Annotated in this window: 14 protein-coding genes; 1 reads left to right on the top strand and 13 read right to left on the bottom strand. The window is 61.5% G+C overall.

Annotated features, from left to right (window positions below; all coding sequences use genetic code 11):
- Window positions 1-898 (top strand): hydantoinase B/oxoprolinase family protein (locus RMO23_RS12530; RefSeq protein ID WP_309681963.1); only part of this gene is annotated, 898 nt, incomplete at its 5' end.
- A gap of 309 nt (window positions 899-1,207) precedes the next feature.
- On the opposite strand, the gene RMO23_RS12525 is transcribed toward RMO23_RS12530, so the two are convergent.
- From RMO23_RS12525 to gyrA, 13 genes are all read right to left on the bottom strand, one after another.
- On the bottom strand, window positions 1,208-1,759 hold the full coding sequence (locus RMO23_RS12525; protein ID WP_309681961.1) for a helix-hairpin-helix domain-containing protein: 552 nt from the start codon (window positions 1,757-1,759) through the stop codon (window positions 1,208-1,210).
- A gap of 136 nt (window positions 1,760-1,895) precedes the next feature.
- Entirely contained in the window at window positions 1,896-2,903 is a 1,008-nt protein-coding gene (gene rfaD / locus RMO23_RS12520; protein WP_309681959.1) for an ADP-glyceromanno-heptose 6-epimerase, read from the bottom strand.
- A 17-nt stretch (window positions 2,904-2,920) separates the two neighbouring features.
- A complete protein-coding gene (rfaE1, locus tag RMO23_RS12515) occupies window positions 2,921-3,883 on the bottom strand; it encodes a D-glycero-beta-D-manno-heptose-7-phosphate kinase (protein WP_309681957.1) in 963 nt (320 codons plus the stop codon).
- A 16-nt stretch (window positions 3,884-3,899) separates the two neighbouring features.
- Window positions 3,900-5,045 (bottom strand): lipopolysaccharide assembly protein LapB, encoded by a 1,146-nt coding sequence (lapB, locus tag RMO23_RS12510; protein ID WP_309681955.1) that lies wholly within the window; start codon window positions 5,043-5,045, stop codon window positions 3,900-3,902.
- Window positions 5,035-5,316 carry a LapA family protein gene (locus tag RMO23_RS12505; protein WP_309681953.1) on the bottom strand — a complete coding sequence of 94 codons (282 nt, stop codon included), beginning with the start codon at window positions 5,314-5,316 and terminating at the stop codon, window positions 5,035-5,037. The genes lapB and RMO23_RS12505 overlap by 11 nt, the downstream gene beginning before the upstream one ends.
- A gap of 62 nt (window positions 5,317-5,378) precedes the next feature.
- Complete coding sequence (locus tag RMO23_RS12500; RefSeq protein WP_309681951.1) at window positions 5,379-5,693, bottom strand: integration host factor subunit beta; 315 nt, start codon at window positions 5,691-5,693, stop codon at window positions 5,379-5,381.
- 79 nt (window positions 5,694-5,772) lie between these two features.
- Window positions 5,773-7,458: a 30S ribosomal protein S1 gene (gene rpsA / locus RMO23_RS12495; RefSeq protein WP_309681950.1), complete on the bottom strand. Its 1,686-nt coding sequence runs from the start codon at window positions 7,456-7,458 to the stop codon at window positions 5,773-5,775.
- A gap of 167 nt (window positions 7,459-7,625) precedes the next feature.
- On the bottom strand, window positions 7,626-9,629 hold the full coding sequence (locus tag RMO23_RS12490; RefSeq protein ID WP_309681948.1) for a bifunctional 3-phosphoshikimate 1-carboxyvinyltransferase/cytidylate kinase: 2,004 nt from the start codon (window positions 9,627-9,629) through the stop codon (window positions 7,626-7,628).
- 10 nt (window positions 9,630-9,639) lie between these two features.
- Window positions 9,640-10,518 (bottom strand): prephenate dehydrogenase/arogenate dehydrogenase family protein, encoded by an 879-nt coding sequence (locus RMO23_RS12485; protein ID WP_309681946.1) that lies wholly within the window; start codon window positions 10,516-10,518, stop codon window positions 9,640-9,642.
- A 72-nt stretch (window positions 10,519-10,590) separates the two neighbouring features.
- On the bottom strand, window positions 10,591-11,673 hold the full coding sequence (pheA, locus tag RMO23_RS12480; RefSeq protein WP_309681944.1) for a prephenate dehydratase: 1,083 nt from the start codon (window positions 11,671-11,673) through the stop codon (window positions 10,591-10,593).
- Between the two features lie 2 nt (window positions 11,674-11,675).
- Window positions 11,676-12,782, bottom strand: a complete 1,107-nt coding sequence (gene serC / locus RMO23_RS12475; protein WP_309681942.1) for a 3-phosphoserine/phosphohydroxythreonine transaminase — start codon at window positions 12,780-12,782, stop codon at window positions 11,676-11,678.
- A complete protein-coding gene (locus tag RMO23_RS12470) occupies window positions 12,779-13,351 on the bottom strand; it encodes a DUF2059 domain-containing protein (protein ID WP_309681940.1) in 573 nt (190 codons plus the stop codon). The genes serC and RMO23_RS12470 overlap by 4 nt, the downstream gene beginning before the upstream one ends.
- Entirely contained in the window at window positions 13,348-15,999 is a 2,652-nt protein-coding gene (gene gyrA / locus RMO23_RS12465; protein WP_309681938.1) for a DNA gyrase subunit A, read from the bottom strand. Before gyrA ends, RMO23_RS12470 begins: the two co-directional genes overlap by 4 nt.
- Window positions 16,000-16,319 lie beyond the last annotated feature (320 nt).

Below are 16,319 nucleotides of genomic sequence, written 5' to 3'. Positions count from 1 at the left end.
GGCCTACATGCGCCATGTGCAGGACAACGCCGAAGAGTCGGTGCGCCGCGTCATCACGCGCCTGAAAGACGGTGAGTTTACGCTGCCGCTGGACAACGGTGCGCAGATCAGGGTGGCGATTCGTGTCGACACGCAGAACCGCAGCGCAGAGATCGACTTTACCGGCACCTCGCCGCAGCAGACCAACAACTTCAACGCACCGACGGCGGTGTGCATGGCGGCGGTGCTGTATGTGTTCCGCACGCTGGTGGACGATGACATTCCGCTCAATGCGGGTTGCCTGAAGCCGCTCAAGGTCATCATTCCGCCGGGCTCGATGCTGAACCCGAATCCGCCGGCCTCGGTGGTGGCCGGCAATGTGGAAACCTCGACCTGCATCACCAACGCCCTGTACGGCGCGCTGGGCGTGATGGCGGCCAGCCAGTGCACCATGAACAACTTCACCTTTGGCAATGCGCGGCACCAGTACTACGAAACCATCAGCGGTGGCTCTGGCGCGGGCGAGGGCTTTAACGGCACCTCGGTGGTGCAGACCCACATGACCAACTCGCGGCTGACCGACCCCGAGGTGCTGGAGTTCCGTTTTCCGGTGCGACTGGAGAGCTATGAGATTCGCGAAAAATCGGGGGGCACCGGGTGCTGGACGGGCGGCAACGGCGGCGTGCGCCGCGTGCGTTTTCTGGAGGCCATGACGGCCAGTATTTTGTCGAATGGCCGCAAGCATGGCGCGTTTGGCATGGCGGGCGGCGAGCCGGGCCAGGTCGGCCGCAACCTGGTGGTGCGCGCGGACGGACCGGTGGAAACACTGGGCCATATCGGCCAGGCCGAGATGCGGCCCGGTGACGTGTTTGAAATCCACACACCGGGCGGCGGCGGTTTTGGCCGCGCTGAAGACTGATTCGAAGGGGGTGCTGACCGGTTTTTATGAGGGAATAAGGCCGAAGCCCACGCAAGATAGGCACAGGCAGCTATCAATTCGGGAGCAAATCAACACCGGTGTTCGGCTCGATCATTACCCATTACCCATTACCCATTACCCATTACCCATTACCCATTACCGTTTCCTGGCCATGTCTGCGGACGGAATTCAGGGGGCCACGATTCGCTACTCAATGAATAGCATTACCTGCCTTAAAATATTGGGCTACAGGCCATAAAGCCAACAAAAAACCCGCTCTCGAGCGGGTTTTGCAAGGGGGTGCCTGAATTACTTCTTGGCGGCGCTTGCAGCAGGTTTTGCAGCGTCAGCCTTGACGTCGGCTTTTGCCTCAGCCTTGGCTTCGGTCTTGGCGTCTTTTTTCGGCGTCACGGCGGCTTTGGCGTCCTTGGCGGTTTCTTTCGCGGCGTCTTTGGTCGCCACGGCAGCACCTTTGGCGGCATCCTTGGTGGCCACGGCGGCGTCTTTGGCTTTTTCGGTGACAGGCTTGTCGGTTTTCTTGGCGTCGGCTTTGACATCGGCTTTTGCTTTTGCCTTGGCTTCAGCAGCGCCTGCACCGGTATAGGCTGCACCGCCGACGGTCAGGCCTTCCGCGGAGAACTTGGCGGCGCTCTTGTCGCCCACGCCCTTGACGCGGGTGACGAAGTCGTCCCAGTTCTTGAACTCGCCTTTTTTACGCTCCATCATGATCAGCTTGCTGGTCACGGGGCCGATGCCTTTGATGCCATCGAGTTCGGCTTCCGAGGCTTTGTTGACGTCAACGGCTGCAAAAGCCGCAACGAGGGACATGGCGGCGAAAAAAGCCAGCAATTTCTTGAACATGAGAAAACTCCTCAAAGATTGAATAAACCAGACGGGGGATCCATCCCCGGGAATAAGGATGTCCTAGCTGTTAACGGCCGGGTTTCAGCCAGGGTTGACCTGCTGCGGGTGTATTTACGCAGGAAAACCCTAGGCGTCAGCTTTTTACGGTGTTGAGCCACTGCATGTAGGCGGCCACACCGGTTTGCACATCGGCAAACATATGCTGGCAGCCGGCCGCGCGCAGGGTGCTCAGGTCGGCCTGGGTGTAGCTCTGGTACTTGCCGATCAGCGCTTCGGGAAAGCTGATGTAGTCGATCAGTCCGCCGCGCGCGGCTTCTTCCAGGCTCAGCGGCGCCCCATTGCCAGCCTGGCGCAGGGTGTTGACGACGGCGATGGCGACATCGTTGAAGGGTTGCGCCTGGCCGGTGCCGAGGTTAAAGATGCCGGATTTTTCCGGGTGGTCGAGAAACCACAGGTTGACGGCCACCACATCGTCGATAAAGACGAAGTCGCGCATTTGGCCGCCTGGCCCGTAGCCGCCGTATTCGCCAAACAGCTTGACCTTGCCCTCGGCCTGGAACTGGTTGAACTGGTGAAAGGCCACGCTGGCCATGCGGCCCTTGTGCTGCTCGCGCGGGCCGTACACATTGAAGTAGCGAAAGCCGGCCACCTGCGTGCTGGCATGCTCAAACCGGGCGCCCAGTTCGCGCCGCATGCGCTGGTCAAACAGCAGCTTGGAGTAGCCGTAGACATTGAGCGGTTTTTCGAACTCGGGCGACTCGCTGAAGGTGTCAGAGCCGCCGTAGGTGGCCGCCGACGACGCGTAGAGCAGCCGCGTGCCCTGCTCCCGGCAGGACTGGAACAGCTCGCAGGACAGCGTGTAATTGTTGTCCATCATGTACTTGCCGTCGAGTTCCATGGTGTCGCTGCAGGCGCCCTCGTGAAACACGGCCTCGACCTGGCCATAAGCGCCCTCGGCGAACAGGTCGTAAAAATCATCGGCGTCCACATAGTCGGCAATCTGCAGGTCGGCCAGGTTGCGGAATTTGTCGCCTTGGGTCAGGTCGTCGACCGCGATGATGTCGTCCATGCCGCGGGCATTGAGGCCCTTGATCAGGTTGCTGCCGATAAAGCCGGCGGCGCCGGTCACAACGATTTTCATGGAAGACTCCTTTACAGTCAGTGCGCGGCGGGCGATTCGCCGAACAGCTCGTGGTAGTTCACGGTGGCGGTGCCGAACTTGCCGACCACGATACCGCCAGCGCGGTTGGCAATCGGCACCGCGTCGCGCAGGCTCATGCCGGTGGCAACCATGGCGGCCAGCGTGGCAATGACGGTGTCGCCCGCGCCGGTCACGTCAAACACCTCGCGGGTCACGGCGGGCACATGCAGCTCGCCCTGCTCGTCAAAAAGGGTCATGCCTTCTTCGCTGCGGGTCAGCAGCAAGGCTTGCAAATTGAGCGCAGCGCGCAGCGCGTGGGCCTTGCCGTGCAGCTCGGCTTCGTCGCGCCAGGGGCCAATCACATGCTCCAGCTCGGCGCGGTTGGGCGTGATGACGCTGGCATTTCTGTAGCGCTCATAGTCAGAGCCCTTGGGGTCCACCAGCACCACCTTGCCGGCCGCGCGGGCCTGGGCAATCATCAGCACGATGTGCGCCAGGCCGCCCTTGCCGTAGTCGGAAAACAGCACCGCATCATGCTGCGGGTGCAGCTTTTCAAAGGCGGCCGACTGGGAGGCCAGCACTTCGTTTTCGGGCGTGTTCTCAAAATCGAGCCGGATCAGCTGCTGCTGGCGCCCGATCACGCGCAGCTTGACGGTGGTTTTGAGCTGCGCGTCGCGGCCAAAGTAGGGTGTGATGCCGGTTTTGGCGACCAGCGCTTCGAGCTGGTGGCTGGCTTCGTCATCCCCGACCACGCTGAGCAGCGAAGCCTGGGCGCCCAGGGTGACGATGTTGTAGGCCACGTTGGCGGCGGCACCGATTCGCTCCTCGGTGCGGGTCACTCGCACCACCGGCACCGGGGCTTCGGGCGAGATGCGGTCCACCGCGCCGTACCAGTAACGGTCGAGCATGGCGTCGCCCACCACCAGCACACGGGCCGAAGAGATTTTTTGCGGAGTCAATGTCGTTGCGGGTGTGGGCATGGTCATGGGGGTGGGGTTACAGCTCTTCAATGCGGCGCGTCGGGTAGCTGTCCCAGGCCTGGCAGCCCGGGCAGTGCCAGAAATGCTGCGTCGCTTCGAAGCCGCAGGCGGCGCAGCGATAGCGCATCAGCGGTTTGGTGGCCTGGTCCAGCGCGCGTTGCACCAGGGCCTGATGCTGCGCATTGTCCAGCTTTTCACCGGCAATCCATTTGCCGGCCGCGATCAGGGAGCTTTGGCGTTCCAGGTGCTGCATGTACCACTGGCGGGCCGCACCCGGGTCGTTTTCCAGCTTGACGATGGCTTCGATCAAGTCGATGGACGGCATCTGGGCATAGCTGGCCTTGAGCAGCGCCAGCACCGTGTCAGGCTGGCCGCTGCTCAGGGCGATGTTGGCCAGCAGGCCAGCGGCCAGCGGCAGGCCCTGCGGGGCCATTTTTTCCAGCTTCAACAGCGTCTGCAATGCGTCTCGTGGCTGGCCCAGCTGGTTTTGCTGTTTGGCCAGGTCCAGCAGCGGCCGGGCCGCGTCGGGCGCCATCGCGGCGGCCTGGTGCAGGGTGGCCAGGGCCATGCTGCTGTCGCCGGCAGCGGCCGCCGCGCTGGCCTGTTCGCACAGGTAGTGCGCCTGCCGCGTGCTGAAGCTGCCATGGCTGGCGCCGCCCATTCGGGCCGCAATTTCCGTGGCATTGGCCCAGTCGCGCGAGCGCTCATAAATCGACAGCAGGGCGAGGCGGGCTTCCTCTTCAAACGGCGTGCCCTCCAGCCTGCGCAGGGCCATCTCGGCCCGGTCGAGCAGGCCGGCCTTGAGGAAGTCCAGTGCCAGCGCGTGCTGGGCCCGGTCGCGTTCGGGCTGGGTCAGGTCGCCGCGCGACATCAGGTGTTCATGTACGCGCACGGCACGCTCGTATTCACCGCGACGGCGAAACAGGTTGCCCAGGGCGAAGTGCAGTTCCGAGGTGTCCGGGTCGTTCTGCACCGCTTCAATAAAGGCATCAATCGCCTGGTCCTGCTGCTCGTTGAGCAGGAAGTTCAGGCCCTTGAAATAGGCCTTGGGCGCCTGGCGGTTCTCAATGCGCAGCTGCCGCAGATCCAGCCGCGAGGCCAGCCAGCCCAGCGTGAAAAAAATCGGCAGCCCGAGCAAAACCCAGGTGAAATCAAATTCCATGGTGAGACGTCGAGGGGTTGTCAGTGACCTGGGAAGCGCCGCCTGCAAGCGGGTGCTGCGCGGCCCGGCGTTTCTTCCACCAGCGCGGCAGCATGCCAAACACACCCAGCGCCAGACCGCAGGCAAACGCCGCCAGCACCACCAGCACCAGCGGCGCCTGCCACAAGGTGCCAAAAAAGAAATGCACCGCAACCGTCTGCTGATTGTTCAGTGCAAAAGCAAACAGGGTAAAAAAAATGGCTGCCTTAAGCAGCCACATCAGGTATTTCACTTGGCAATCCTCCTAGTGGTCTGGCGATTGTAGCCAGCCCACCGGGGGAAAACCGCATGACCTTACGGGGAGTCCGCGACCGCCAGCAATTCCTGGGTTCGGGCATCGACCGCTTCGCGCAATGCCTTCCCCGGTTTGAAATGGGGCACCCGTTTTTCCGGGATGGCCACACTCTCTCCAGAACGCGGATTGCGGCCCATGCGGGGAGGACGCCGGTTGATGGAGAAACTGCCAAAGCCCCTGATTTCAATCCGGTGGCCCCGCACCAGTGCGTCGCTCATGGCATCAAGAATGGTCTTGACGGCATATTCGGCATCACGGTGCGTGAGCTGGCTGAAACGGGTTGCCAGTTCTTCTACGAGATCGCTTCGGGTCATGGAGAAATAAGACTAGCTTGTTGGGGACAGAGCGCGCGGGCAGCTTTGCTGCGTCACGCGGTCTGTCCCGCAGGGCTATTTATTTTTCGTTGTTTTCCATCTTGGCGCGCAGCAGGGCGCCCAGGTTGGTCAGACCGGCGTTGTCGCGCGAGGATTGCTGGCTCAGGGAGGCCATGGCTTCCTGCTGGTCAGCGTTGTCCTTGGCCTTGACCGACAGCTGGATGTTGCGGGTCTTGCGATCCACGTTCACCACCACTGCGGAGACTTCGTCGCCTTCTTTCAGCACATTGCGCGCGTCTTCAACGCGGTCACGGCTGATTTCGCTGGCGCGCAGGTAGCCAATGATGTCTTCGCCCAGGTCGATTTCGGCGCCCTTGGCGTCAACCGTCTTGACCTTGCCGGTCACAATCGCGCCCTTGTCGTTGATCGACACGAAGGTGGTGAACGGGTCGGAATCGAGCTGCTTGATGCCGAGCGAGATACGCTCGCGGTCAACGTCAACCGCCAGCACAATCGCTTCGACTTCCTGGCCCTTTTTGTAGTTGCGAACCGCGGCTTCGCCGGGCTCGTTCCACGACAGGTCGGACAGGTGAACCAGGCCGTCGATGCCGGCAGCCAGACCCACGAACACGCCGAAGTCGGTGATCGACTTGATCGGGCCCTTGACGCGGTCGCCGCGCTTGGTGTCCTGCGCGAATTCTTGCCATGGGTTGGCCTTGCACTGCTTCATGCCCAGGCTGATGCGGCGCTTGTCTTCGTCGATTTCGAGGACCATGACTTCGACCTCGTCACCGAGGGCCACGAGCTTGCTCGGTGCCACGTTCTTGTTGGTCCAGTCCATTTCGGACACGTGGACCAAGCCTTCGATGCCTGGCTCGAGTTCGACAAACGCGCCGTAGTCGGCGATGTTGGTGATCTTGCCGAACAGACGCGTACCCTGGGGGTAGCGGCGGTTCACGCCCATCCAAGGGTCGTCGCCCATCTGCTTCAGGCCCAGCGACACGCGGTTTTTCTCGGTGTCGAACTTCAGGATCTTGGCCACGATTTCCTGGCCAGCCGTCACTACTTCGCTTGGGTGACGCACGCGGCGCCAGGCCATGTCGGTGATGTGCAGCAGGCCGTCAATGCCGCCCAGGTCAACGAAGGCACCGTATTCGGTGATGTTCTTGACGATGCCCTTGACAGCGGAGCCTTCTTTCAGGGTTTCCATCAGCTTGGCGCGCTCTTCGCCCATGCTGGCTTCGACCACGGCGCGGCGGCTCAGCACCACGTTGTTGCGCTTGCGGTCGAGCTTGATGACCTTGAATTCCATGGTCTTGTTCTCGTACGGAGACAAGTCCTTGATCGGGCGGGTGTCGATCAGCGAGCCGGGCAGGAAAGCGCGGATGCCGTTGACCAGAACGGTCAGGCCGCCCTTGACCTTGCCGCTGGTCTGGCCGGTGACGAATTCGCCGGATTCCAGGGCTTTTTCCAGGCTCATCCACGATGCCAGGCGCTTGGCCTTGTCGCGGCTCAGCAGCGTGTCGCCATAGCCGTTTTCGACGGAGTCGATGGCCACGGAGACAAAGTCGCCGACCTGGACTTCAAGCTCGCCCTGGTCGTTTTTGAATTCTTCGAGGGGGACATACGCCTCGGATTTGAGTCCGGCGTTCACAACCACGTGGTTGTGATCGATGCGCACCACTTCAGCGGTGATGACTTCACCGGCACGCATTTCAGAGCGTTGCAGCGATTCGTTAAATAGGTCGGCAAAAGATTCAGACATGATTTTCCTAATCCACAGAACAGGGTTCCAATAGCGGAATTGCTATTGTTTTTATAGCTGCTTGCGGCGGTTTGGTAAGGTTATTGCGGTCAAACGTCTAATAAGACCGCGGGTTGCGTTAATGAACCAGCTGACTCGCGCCCGGTGAGAAAAGAGCGCGTGGGGAGTCAGAAGGGCCGGGTGCCTTGCCACCAGTCAATCACCTGGTCCACCGATTCTTCAATCGACAGATCAGAATTGTCCAGCAACCGGGCGTCATCAGCGGGTTTGAGGGGGGCGGTTTGCCGGGACATATCCCGCGCATCACGCGCCTCCAGATCCTGCTGAATCTCGGCGATTGTAGTCGAATTTCCCTTTGAAATCAATTGCTTATGGCGCCGTTCGGCCCGGTGCAGGGCGCTTGCGGTCAGGTAGATCTTGAGTGGGGCGTCGGGAAATACGACGGTCCCCATGTCGCGGCCATCGGCCACCAGACCGGGCAGGCGACGAAAGCTGTGCAGCAATTCCAGCAAGGCAATGCGGACCTGGGGGTGTGCAGACACGCGCGAGGCCGCCATGCCGGCGGTTTCGGTTCGGATGGCGTCAGACACATCCTCGTCCTGCAGAAATATCCGGTCGGCTTCGAAGCGCACCGGCAGGTCGCGTGCAATCTTGGCCACGCCAGCGGCATCGCCTAGCGAAATGCCGGCCCGCGTGGCAGCGAAGGCGCTGACCCGGTACAGCGCGCCCGAATCCAGGAAATGGTAGCCGAGTCGCCGGGCGGTCATGGCGGCCAGGCTGCCCTTGCCTGATGCGGTGGGGCCGTCTATGCAGATGATCGGAATCCGGGCCGTTTCGGCCTCGGAGACTGCAAACAGGGCCTCGAAATAGTCCGGGAATGTCTTGGCAACGCACTTGGGGTCGAGGATGCGAACCGGCAGCTGCGCCGGGTTGAACGCCGCCAGCGAAAAACACATGGCCATGCGATGGTCGTCGTAGGTATGAATGGCCGCTGTCTTCCACTCACCGGCCTTTGCGGGCGGGGTGATTTTCAGGTAATCCGGCCCTTCTTCAACGCTGGCGCCCAGTTTTTGCAGCTCGCAGGCCATGGCGGTGATGCGGTCGGTCTCCTTGACGCGCCAGCTGGCAATGTTGCGCAGCGTCGTGGTGCCGTCGGCATACAGCGCCATCACGGCCAGCGTCATGGCGGCGTCCGGTATGTGGTTGCAGTCCAGGTCGATGGCCTTGAGCGGCCAGCCCTGGCCGGGCTGGCCGCGCGAGATGCGCAGCGAGTTGGGGGAGCTTTCAATCTGCGCGCCCATCAGCCGGGCGGCGTCGATGAAGCGGATATCGCCCTGGATCGAATCGGCGCCCACACCCAGAATTTCGATGCCATTTTGGCCGCCGGCCCTTTCAGCAAGAGCACCAAGCGCTATGAAATAGCTAGCAGACGAGGCGTCGCCCTCGACATGGATTTCACCCGGCGACTGGTACTGGCTACCGGCTGGAATGGTGAAGCGCTGCCAGCCTTCGCTCTGCACCTGAATACCGAAACGCGCCAGCAGCTTGAGGGTGATTTCTATATAGGGCCGGGAAATCAGCTCGCCCACGACCTCAATCTGGATGTCACGGCTGGCCATCAGCGGCAGTGCCATCAGCAGCGCCGTCAGAAACTGGCTGGACACATCGCCCCGCACGCGGATGGGTGCGTCCAGCTTCAATTGCCCGGGGCGCAAACGCAGCGGCGGGAAGCCCTCGTTGCCAAGGTAGTCAATCGCGCAGCCCAATTGCCTGAGCGCGTCGACCAGATCGCCAATCGGCCGCTCGTGCATGCGCGGCACGCCCGAGAGTTCAAACTCGCCGCCCAGCAATGCCAGCGCCGCCGTCAGGGGCCGTATGGCCGTGCCGGCGTTGCCCATGAACAAGGTGGCCTTGGCGTTAACGAGCCGGCCACCCAGCCCGCCAATCACCGCGGTGGCACCGTCCTGCGTCACGCCGCAACCCAGCTGTTTGAGCGCGGTCAGCATGACGGCGGTGTCGTCAGACGCCAGCAGGTCATGCACGGTGGTTTGCCCGTGGCTCAGCGCGGCCAGCAGCAGCACCCGGTTGGAAATGCTTTTGGAACCGGGCAGGCGAACCGTGCCGCCCGCCCCGGCCAGTGGCGGGATATCCAGGAACTCGGTATCAAACATGGGCCAGGACTCAGGAATGGGTTTTGGGTGAGGAGATGCGCCAGTTGGCGCGCGTTTCGCTGGCCTGCTCGATCAAGGCTTCCAGCGCGTCACCGTTGCCGCCGGAGATCAGTTGCTCGAGTGAACGCAGGGTCTGCTGGAAGATTTTGGACTGCTCCAGCAGCTCTTCGCGGTTGGCGATCATGATGTCGCGCCACATGGTGGGGTCGCTGGCGGCGATGCGGGTGAAGTCGCGAAAGCCGGGTCCGGCCAATGCCATGTAGTCTTTGCCGTGCTCCTGTCCCATGATGCCGTTGATCAGGGCGAACGCAATCAGGTGGGGCAGGTGGCTGACCGCCGCATACGCCGCATCGTGGGCTTGTGGCGACATTTTGACCACATGGCAACCCAGGGCGGTCCAGACGTCGACCGCTTTTTGCAGCTGAACCGTCAAGGTTCGCTCTATCGGGGTGAGGATGACCTGCTTGCTGGTGTACAGGTCGGCATCCGCGTAGTCGACGCCCGAAACTTCCTTGCCGGTGATGGGGTGGCAGGGCACGAAAGAGCCCACCTGGTCGCGCAAAACCCGTCTGGCCGCGTCCACCACGTCGCGCTTGGTCGAGCCGACGTCCATGATCAGCGTGTTGGGCCCCACCAGGTGCCGGATGGCCCTGAAGGTGGCCTCGGTGGCGGCCACCGGAACCGCCAGCAGCACGATGTCGGCACCCGAGACGGCCAGCAGGGCGGAGGGCGCTTCCACATCGATCACGCCGAGCTGGCGCGCACGCTCGGTGGTGGAAGGCGACTTGCTGTAGCCCACCACGCGTTTGACCAGGCCGGCACGTTTTAGCGCCAGCGCAAAAGAGCCGCCCATCAGGCCGCAGCCAATGAGACCGAGTTGTTCAAACATGACGCAGCACCTGCCTTTGTTGTCTTTGTTGAGATCGATGCATGAGAGCCAGGTCCTGAGCTTGCCCGGTGATCAGTCACTGACCGGGTAGGTTCCCAGCACTTTGTAAAACGCGCAAAGCTGCTGCAATTCAGCCAGTGCTGCCCTGACATGGGGCTGCGACGGGTGACCCTGCAAGTCGATGTAAAAATAGTATTCCCACTGGCCCGAGCGGGCCGGCCGGGATTCAAAGCGGGTCATGGAAACGCCATGCGTTTTCAGGGGAACCAGCAAATCATGCACGGCGCCGGGCTTGTTCGGAACGGAAACAATCAGGCTGATGCAGTCCTTGCCTGACGCCTGCGGTGGCTGCAGGGTCTGGGGCAGGCAGACCACGACAAAGCGGGTGCGGTTGAAGGCGTCGTCCTGAATCGCCGGTGCAGCCACATGCAAGCCAAATTCGCCGCCGGCGCGTTCGCTGGCAATGCCGGCCCAGTCCGGGTTGGTCGAGGCCAGGCGGGCGCCCTCGGCATTGCTGGCGGCGGCATGGCGCTCGGCATGCGGCAAGTGGGTGTTGAGCCAGTTCTGGCACTGGGCAAGGGCCTGCGGATGGGCATAGACCGCCGTGATGCCTTCCAGCGAATTGGACAGGCGCAGCAGGTTGTGGCGTACCAGCAGGCTGGTTTCGCCAACGATGTGAAGCGGGGAGTTCAGGAACAGGTCCAGCGAGCGGGTGACCACGCCCTCGGTGTTGTTCTCGACGGGGACCACGCCAAAATCAGCCGTTCCCGCCGTGGCGGCACGAAACACGTCATCAAAGCTGGCGCAAGGCACATGCTCGATGCTGGAGCCGAAAAACCGCACCGCCGCTTCCTCGCTGAAGGTGCCCGCCGGACCCAGGTAGGCGACGCGCTGCGGTGCTTCAAGCGCACGGCAGGCCGACATGATTTCGCGCCAGATGGTGGCGACATTGCTACTTTTAAGCGGGCCGGGATTGGCGGTCTGCAGGCCGTGGATCACCTGGGCCTCGCGTTCGGGCCGGAACACGGTTGAACCCTCGGCGCGCTTGATCTCTCCGACCTCGTTGGCCAGCGCGGCGCGCCGGTTCAGCAGCGTCAGCAACTCAATGTCAGCGGCATCGATCAGGTCGCGAAGTTCGGGGAGTGTTCTGGCCATGGTCAGCTTTGGGTTCTCTCAAATTCTTGCATGTAGGCCACCAGCGCCTGCACGCCCTGGATCGTCATGGCGTTGTAAATGCTGGCGCGCATGCCGCCGACGGACTTGTGGCCCTTTAGCTGCAGCAGGCGATGGGATGCGGCACCGGCCAGAAAGGCGTCGTTGCGGCTTTCATCGCGCAGGAAAAAAGGCACGTTCATGCGTGATCGGCACTGCGGATCCACCTTGTTGAAATAAAACGCCGAGCTGTCGATGGCGTCGTACAGCAGTTGGGCTTTGGCCCGGTTGCGCTGCTCCATGGCCGCGACGCCCGACAAACCGCTTTCAGTCTGGCGCTTGAGCCACGAAAAGGTCAGCCCGGCGATGTAGATCGCGTAGGTGGGCGGCGTGTTGTACATCGACTGGTTGTCAGCCACCGTCTTGTAGTTGAAGGCGCTGGGGCAGGCCGGCAGGGCGTGACCGAGCAAGTCCTCTCGCACAACGACGAGCGTCACGCCGGCAGGGCCGAGGTTCTTCTGGGCACCGCCAAAAGCCAGGCCGACCCGCGACCAATCCACCGGCCGCGATGCAACGTGGGATGAAAAATCAATTACCAGCGGCGCGTCGCTTCCCAGGGCCTTCAAATCAGGCAGGTCTTGAAACTCCACCCCGTGAATGGTTTCATTGGTGCAGAGGTGCACATAGCTGGCGTCGCGCCTCAGTTGCCAGCTGGCGGGCGGCGGCAGGCTGGTGTGGCCGCTGCTTTCATTGCTGGCGGCAATCTTCACGTCGCAGTACTTGCGTGCTTCTTTTTGCGACTTGTCGCTCCAACCGCCAGTCACCACGAAATCAGCCGCGTTGCCGCGCGACAGGTTCAGCGGCACGATGGCGTTTTCGGCCAGTCCGCCGCCCTGCATGAACAGGATCTTGAAGTGAGGCGGAATGACCATCAGCGCGCGAAAATCAGCTTCGGCGTTTTCGTAAATCGAGACGAATTCCTTGCCGCGATGGCTCATCTCCATCACGCTCATGCCGCTGCCGTGCCAGTCCAGCATCTCGGCGGCGGCCTGCTGCAAAACCTCTTCAGGCAAGTTGGCCGGGCCCGCCGAAAAATTGAACGGTCGGGTCATTTCTTGGCAGGAGGCTTGCCCGCTCCCGCCGGCGGGGCAGAGCCCACAATTTTGGCGGCGCTGTCATCGAACTGCTTGGCACGCGCTGCAACGTCGGGCCGGGCGGCTTCCAAAAGCTTTTGCACAAACACATTGCCCAGCGCCGGCGCGGCGGCCTGGTATTTTTTGACCGCCGACGACTCAAAGAAGGCGGCCAGTTGCTTCAGCTCATCGACCGTAAAGCGCTCTGCATAGGCGGGCACCATGGCATCGGTGCTGACTTTGGCGACCTTGCTGCTGATGACTTTTCTGGTGTCCTCGGAGTATTTCTTCAGTTCGGCATTCATGTCTTCCGTGGCCTTGGCCTGCCTGGCCTTGGGCACATTGGCATCCAGTTTGGGGCCCCAGGTATTGATCAGGTCCTGCACCGAGCTTTCGGTGATCTGGTCAATCAATCGATCCAGTTCGGGCCCCTGCTGCAGCGCCACAACCTTGGCGGCCCATTCTGTTTTTGGGTCGGCGGTTTGCGCGTGCGTTGCGGTGGCAAGTGTCAGGCCAGCCAGGGCCAGCGCGAGGAATGTTTTTTTCATGAGTTGCTTTCGGAGTTAGAGGCGTTTTTGCCTGCATCGTTGTCAAGATCGGTATCGTCCAGCGAGGCGTCGTTTTCGACAATTCGCTGCAGTCCGCTCAACTGTGAGCCTTCGTCGAGGCCAATCAGGGTAACACCCTGGGTGGCCCTTCCCATCTCGCGGATTTCACTGACCCGGGTGCGAACCAGCACCCCCGTGTCCGTGATCAGCATGATTTCATCGTCTGCATGCACCAGCGTCGCGGCAACCACTTTCCCGTTGCGCTCGCTTTGCTGGATGGCGATCATGCCTTTGGTGCCGCGGCCATGACGGGTGTACTCGGTAATCGAGGTGCGCTTGCCGTAGCCATTCTGGGTCGCCGTCAGCACGCTTTGTTGTTCGTCCTCCGCGACCAGCATGGCGATGACGCCCTGGCCTTCTTCCAGCGTCATGCCGCGCACGCCGCGGGCGTTGCGGCCCATCGGGCGCACATCGTTTTCATCAAAGCGCACGGCCTTGCCGCCATCGCTGAACAGCATCACGTCGTGCTTGCCATCGGTCAGTGAGGCGCCAATCAGGTAGTCGCCTTCGTCAAGGTCAACCGCGATGATGCCGGCCTTGCGCGGGTTGCTGAATTCGTTCAACGCTGTTTTCTTCACCGTCCCCATGGAGGTGCCCATAAAGACGTACTGGTCGGCCGGGAACGTACGCTTTTCGCCGGTCAGCGGCAAAACCACGGTGATCTTCTCACCCTCCTGCAACGGAAACATGTTGACAATCGGGCGGCCGCGCGAGCCGCGAGAGCCGGCCGGCACCTCCCAGACCTTGAGCCAGTAAAGCCGGCCGCGGTTGGAAAAGCACAGGATGTAGTCATGCGTGTTGGCGATGAACAGCTGGTCAACCCAGTCATCTTCCTTGGTGGCAGTGGCCTGCTTGCCGCGGCCGCCTCGCTTTTGGGCGCGGTATTCCGAAAGCGGCTGGCTCTTGATATAGCCGGTATGCGACAGGGTGACCACCATGTCGGTGGGCGTGATCAGGTCTTCGGTACTCAGGTCAAACGAGCTGTGCTCGATCTGGCTGCGCCGACCGCCCAGCTTGGTCTGGCCAAACTCAAGCCGGATGGCCGTCAGTTCTTCGCCAATGATGATGGACACCCGTTCGGGCTTGGCCAGAATATCCAGCAGGTCGTCGATCTCGGCCATGACTTCCTTGTATTCAGCCACGATCTTGTCCTGCTCCAGGCCGGTCAGGCGCTGCAGACGCATCTGCAGGATTTCCTGGGCTTGGGTTTCTGACAGCCGGTACAGGCCATCGCTGCCCATGCCAAAAGCTCGTTCCAGGTCAACCGGCCGGTAGTCGTCGGCATTGACCACGCCGCCATCGGCGCGGGTGCGCGTCAGCATTTCGCGCACCAGGCTGCTGTCCCAGGGCCGCAGCATCAACTCCGCCTTGGCTACCGGCGGCGTGGGGGCGTTGCGGATGATGGCGATGAAATCGTCAATGTTGGCCAGCGCCACGGCCAGGCCTTCCAGCACATGACCGCGTTCACGCGCCTTGCGCAGCGTGAACACCGTGCGGCGTGTCACCACCTCGCGGCGGTGCGACAGAAACACCTGAATCAGGTCCTTCAGGTTGCACAGTTTGGGCTGGCCATTGATCAGCGCCACCATGTTGATGCCAAAGGTGTCCTGCAGCTGCGTCTGCTTGTACAGGTTGTTCAGTACGACTTCAGGGACTTCGCCGCGCTTGAGGTCAATCACCAGACGCATGCCGGACTTGTCGCTTTCGTCCTGGATATGGCTGATGCCCTCTATCTTCTTCTCATGGACCAGCTCGGCCATGCGCTCTTGCAGCGTTTTCTTGTTGACTTGATACGGCAGTTCGTCAACGATGATGGACTGGCGCTGGCCCTTGTCGATGTCCTCAAAATGGCATTTGGCACGCATGACGACCTTGCCGCGCCCGGTGCGGTAGCCGTCCTTGACGCCGTTGATGCCGTAAATAATGCCGCCGGTGGGAAAGTCCGGTGCCGGGATGATCTCCATCAGTTCTTCGATGGAGGCATCTGGTTTCCTGAGCAGATGCAGGCAGGCATCGACCACTTCACACAGGTTGTGGGGCGGAATGTTGGTGGCCATGCCGACGGCGATGCCGCCAGAGCCGTTGACCAGCAGATTAGGCAGCCGCGAGGGAAGAACCAGCGGCTCCTGCTCGCTGCCGTCATAGTTGGGGCCGAAATCGACGGTTTCCTTGTCCAGGTCGGCCAGCAGCTCATGGGCTACTTTGGCCAAGCGGATTTCGGTGTACCGCATGGCTGCCGCGTTGTCGCCGTCGACCGAGCCGAAATTGCCCTGGCCGTCGACCAGCATGTGGCGCATCGAAAAATCCTGGGCCATGCGCACGATGGTGTCGTAGACCGACTGGTCGCCATGCGGGTGGTATTTACCGATCACATCGCCCACGATACGAGCGGACTTTTTGTAGGGCCGGTTCCAGTCGTTGTTCAACTCGTGCATGGCAAACAGCACGCGCCGGTGTACCGGCTTCAGACCGTCCCTCGCATCGGGCAGTGCGCGACCCACAATCACGCTCATCGCGTAATCCAGATAGCTTCGGCGCATTTCCTCTTCAAGACTGATGGGCAGGGTTTCTTTGGCGAACTGGGTCATGAGAGGCCTGGTTGGGGGTTTTCAAGATAGAAGATTCTTGAGGAAAGCCTCTGATTTTAAGGCTTGAGTTTAAAGTGGCGTTCTGTGGCAAAGCAGCAACAAATACTAAAGAATCTGGAGTCTCTGTCGGACGAAGCCGATACCGCGCTTGTTGACCAGAGTAGGTATGGCACAATTACTGTAACGCTTTGAGTGATGGTCACTCACGGCGTGTAAATTACTAATCGCAGCAAGTCTGCGGCTTTTCTCTAGAGGAGAACCATGAAGAAACTCAACAAAGTGGCAATGTTGTTTGCTTCCGCAGCGCTTGTTACCGCCGC

It is taken from the genome of Polaromonas sp., from assembly GCF_031411155.1.
Classification (GTDB): Bacteria; Pseudomonadota; Gammaproteobacteria; order Burkholderiales; family Burkholderiaceae_C; genus Polaromonas.
Note: the sequence above shows the minus strand (reverse complement) of the source record. Positions and strands in the feature narration are given on the sequence as shown.

Excerpts from the sequence above, each read along its gene's own strand:
- RMO23_RS12490 (WP_309681948.1), bottom strand. The coding sequence starts at position 9,629 with ATGTTTGATACCGAGTTCCTGGATATCCCGCCACTGGCCGGGGCGGGC.
- rfaD (WP_309681959.1), bottom strand. The coding sequence starts at position 2,903 with ATGAAAATCGTTGTGACCGGCGCCGCCGGCTTTATCGGCAGCAACCTG.
- RMO23_RS12525 (WP_309681961.1), bottom strand. The coding sequence starts at position 1,759 with ATGTTCAAGAAATTGCTGGCTTTTTTCGCCGCCATGTCCCTCGTTGCG.
- lapB (WP_309681955.1), bottom strand. The coding sequence starts at position 5,045 with ATGGAATTTGATTTCACCTGGGTTTTGCTCGGGCTGCCGATTTTTTTC.
- gyrA (WP_309681938.1), bottom strand. The coding sequence starts at position 15,999 with ATGACCCAGTTCGCCAAAGAAACCCTGCCCATCAGTCTTGAAGAGGAA.
- RMO23_RS12500 (WP_309681951.1), bottom strand. The coding sequence starts at position 5,693 with ATGACCCGAAGCGATCTCGTAGAAGAACTGGCAACCCGTTTCAGCCAG.
- RMO23_RS12485 (WP_309681946.1), bottom strand. The coding sequence starts at position 10,518 with ATGTTTGAACAACTCGGTCTCATTGGCTGCGGCCTGATGGGCGGCTCT.
- rfaE1 (WP_309681957.1), bottom strand. The coding sequence starts at position 3,883 with ATGCCCACACCCGCAACGACATTGACTCCGCAAAAAATCTCTTCGGCC.
- rpsA (WP_309681950.1), bottom strand. The coding sequence starts at position 7,458 with ATGTCTGAATCTTTTGCCGACCTATTTAACGAATCGCTGCAACGCTCT.
- serC (WP_309681942.1), bottom strand. The coding sequence starts at position 12,782 with ATGACCCGACCGTTCAATTTTTCGGCGGGCCCGGCCAACTTGCCTGAA.
- RMO23_RS12470 (WP_309681940.1), bottom strand. The coding sequence starts at position 13,351 with ATGAAAAAAACATTCCTCGCGCTGGCCCTGGCTGGCCTGACACTTGCC.
- pheA (WP_309681944.1), bottom strand. The coding sequence starts at position 11,673 with ATGGCCAGAACACTCCCCGAACTTCGCGACCTGATCGATGCCGCTGAC.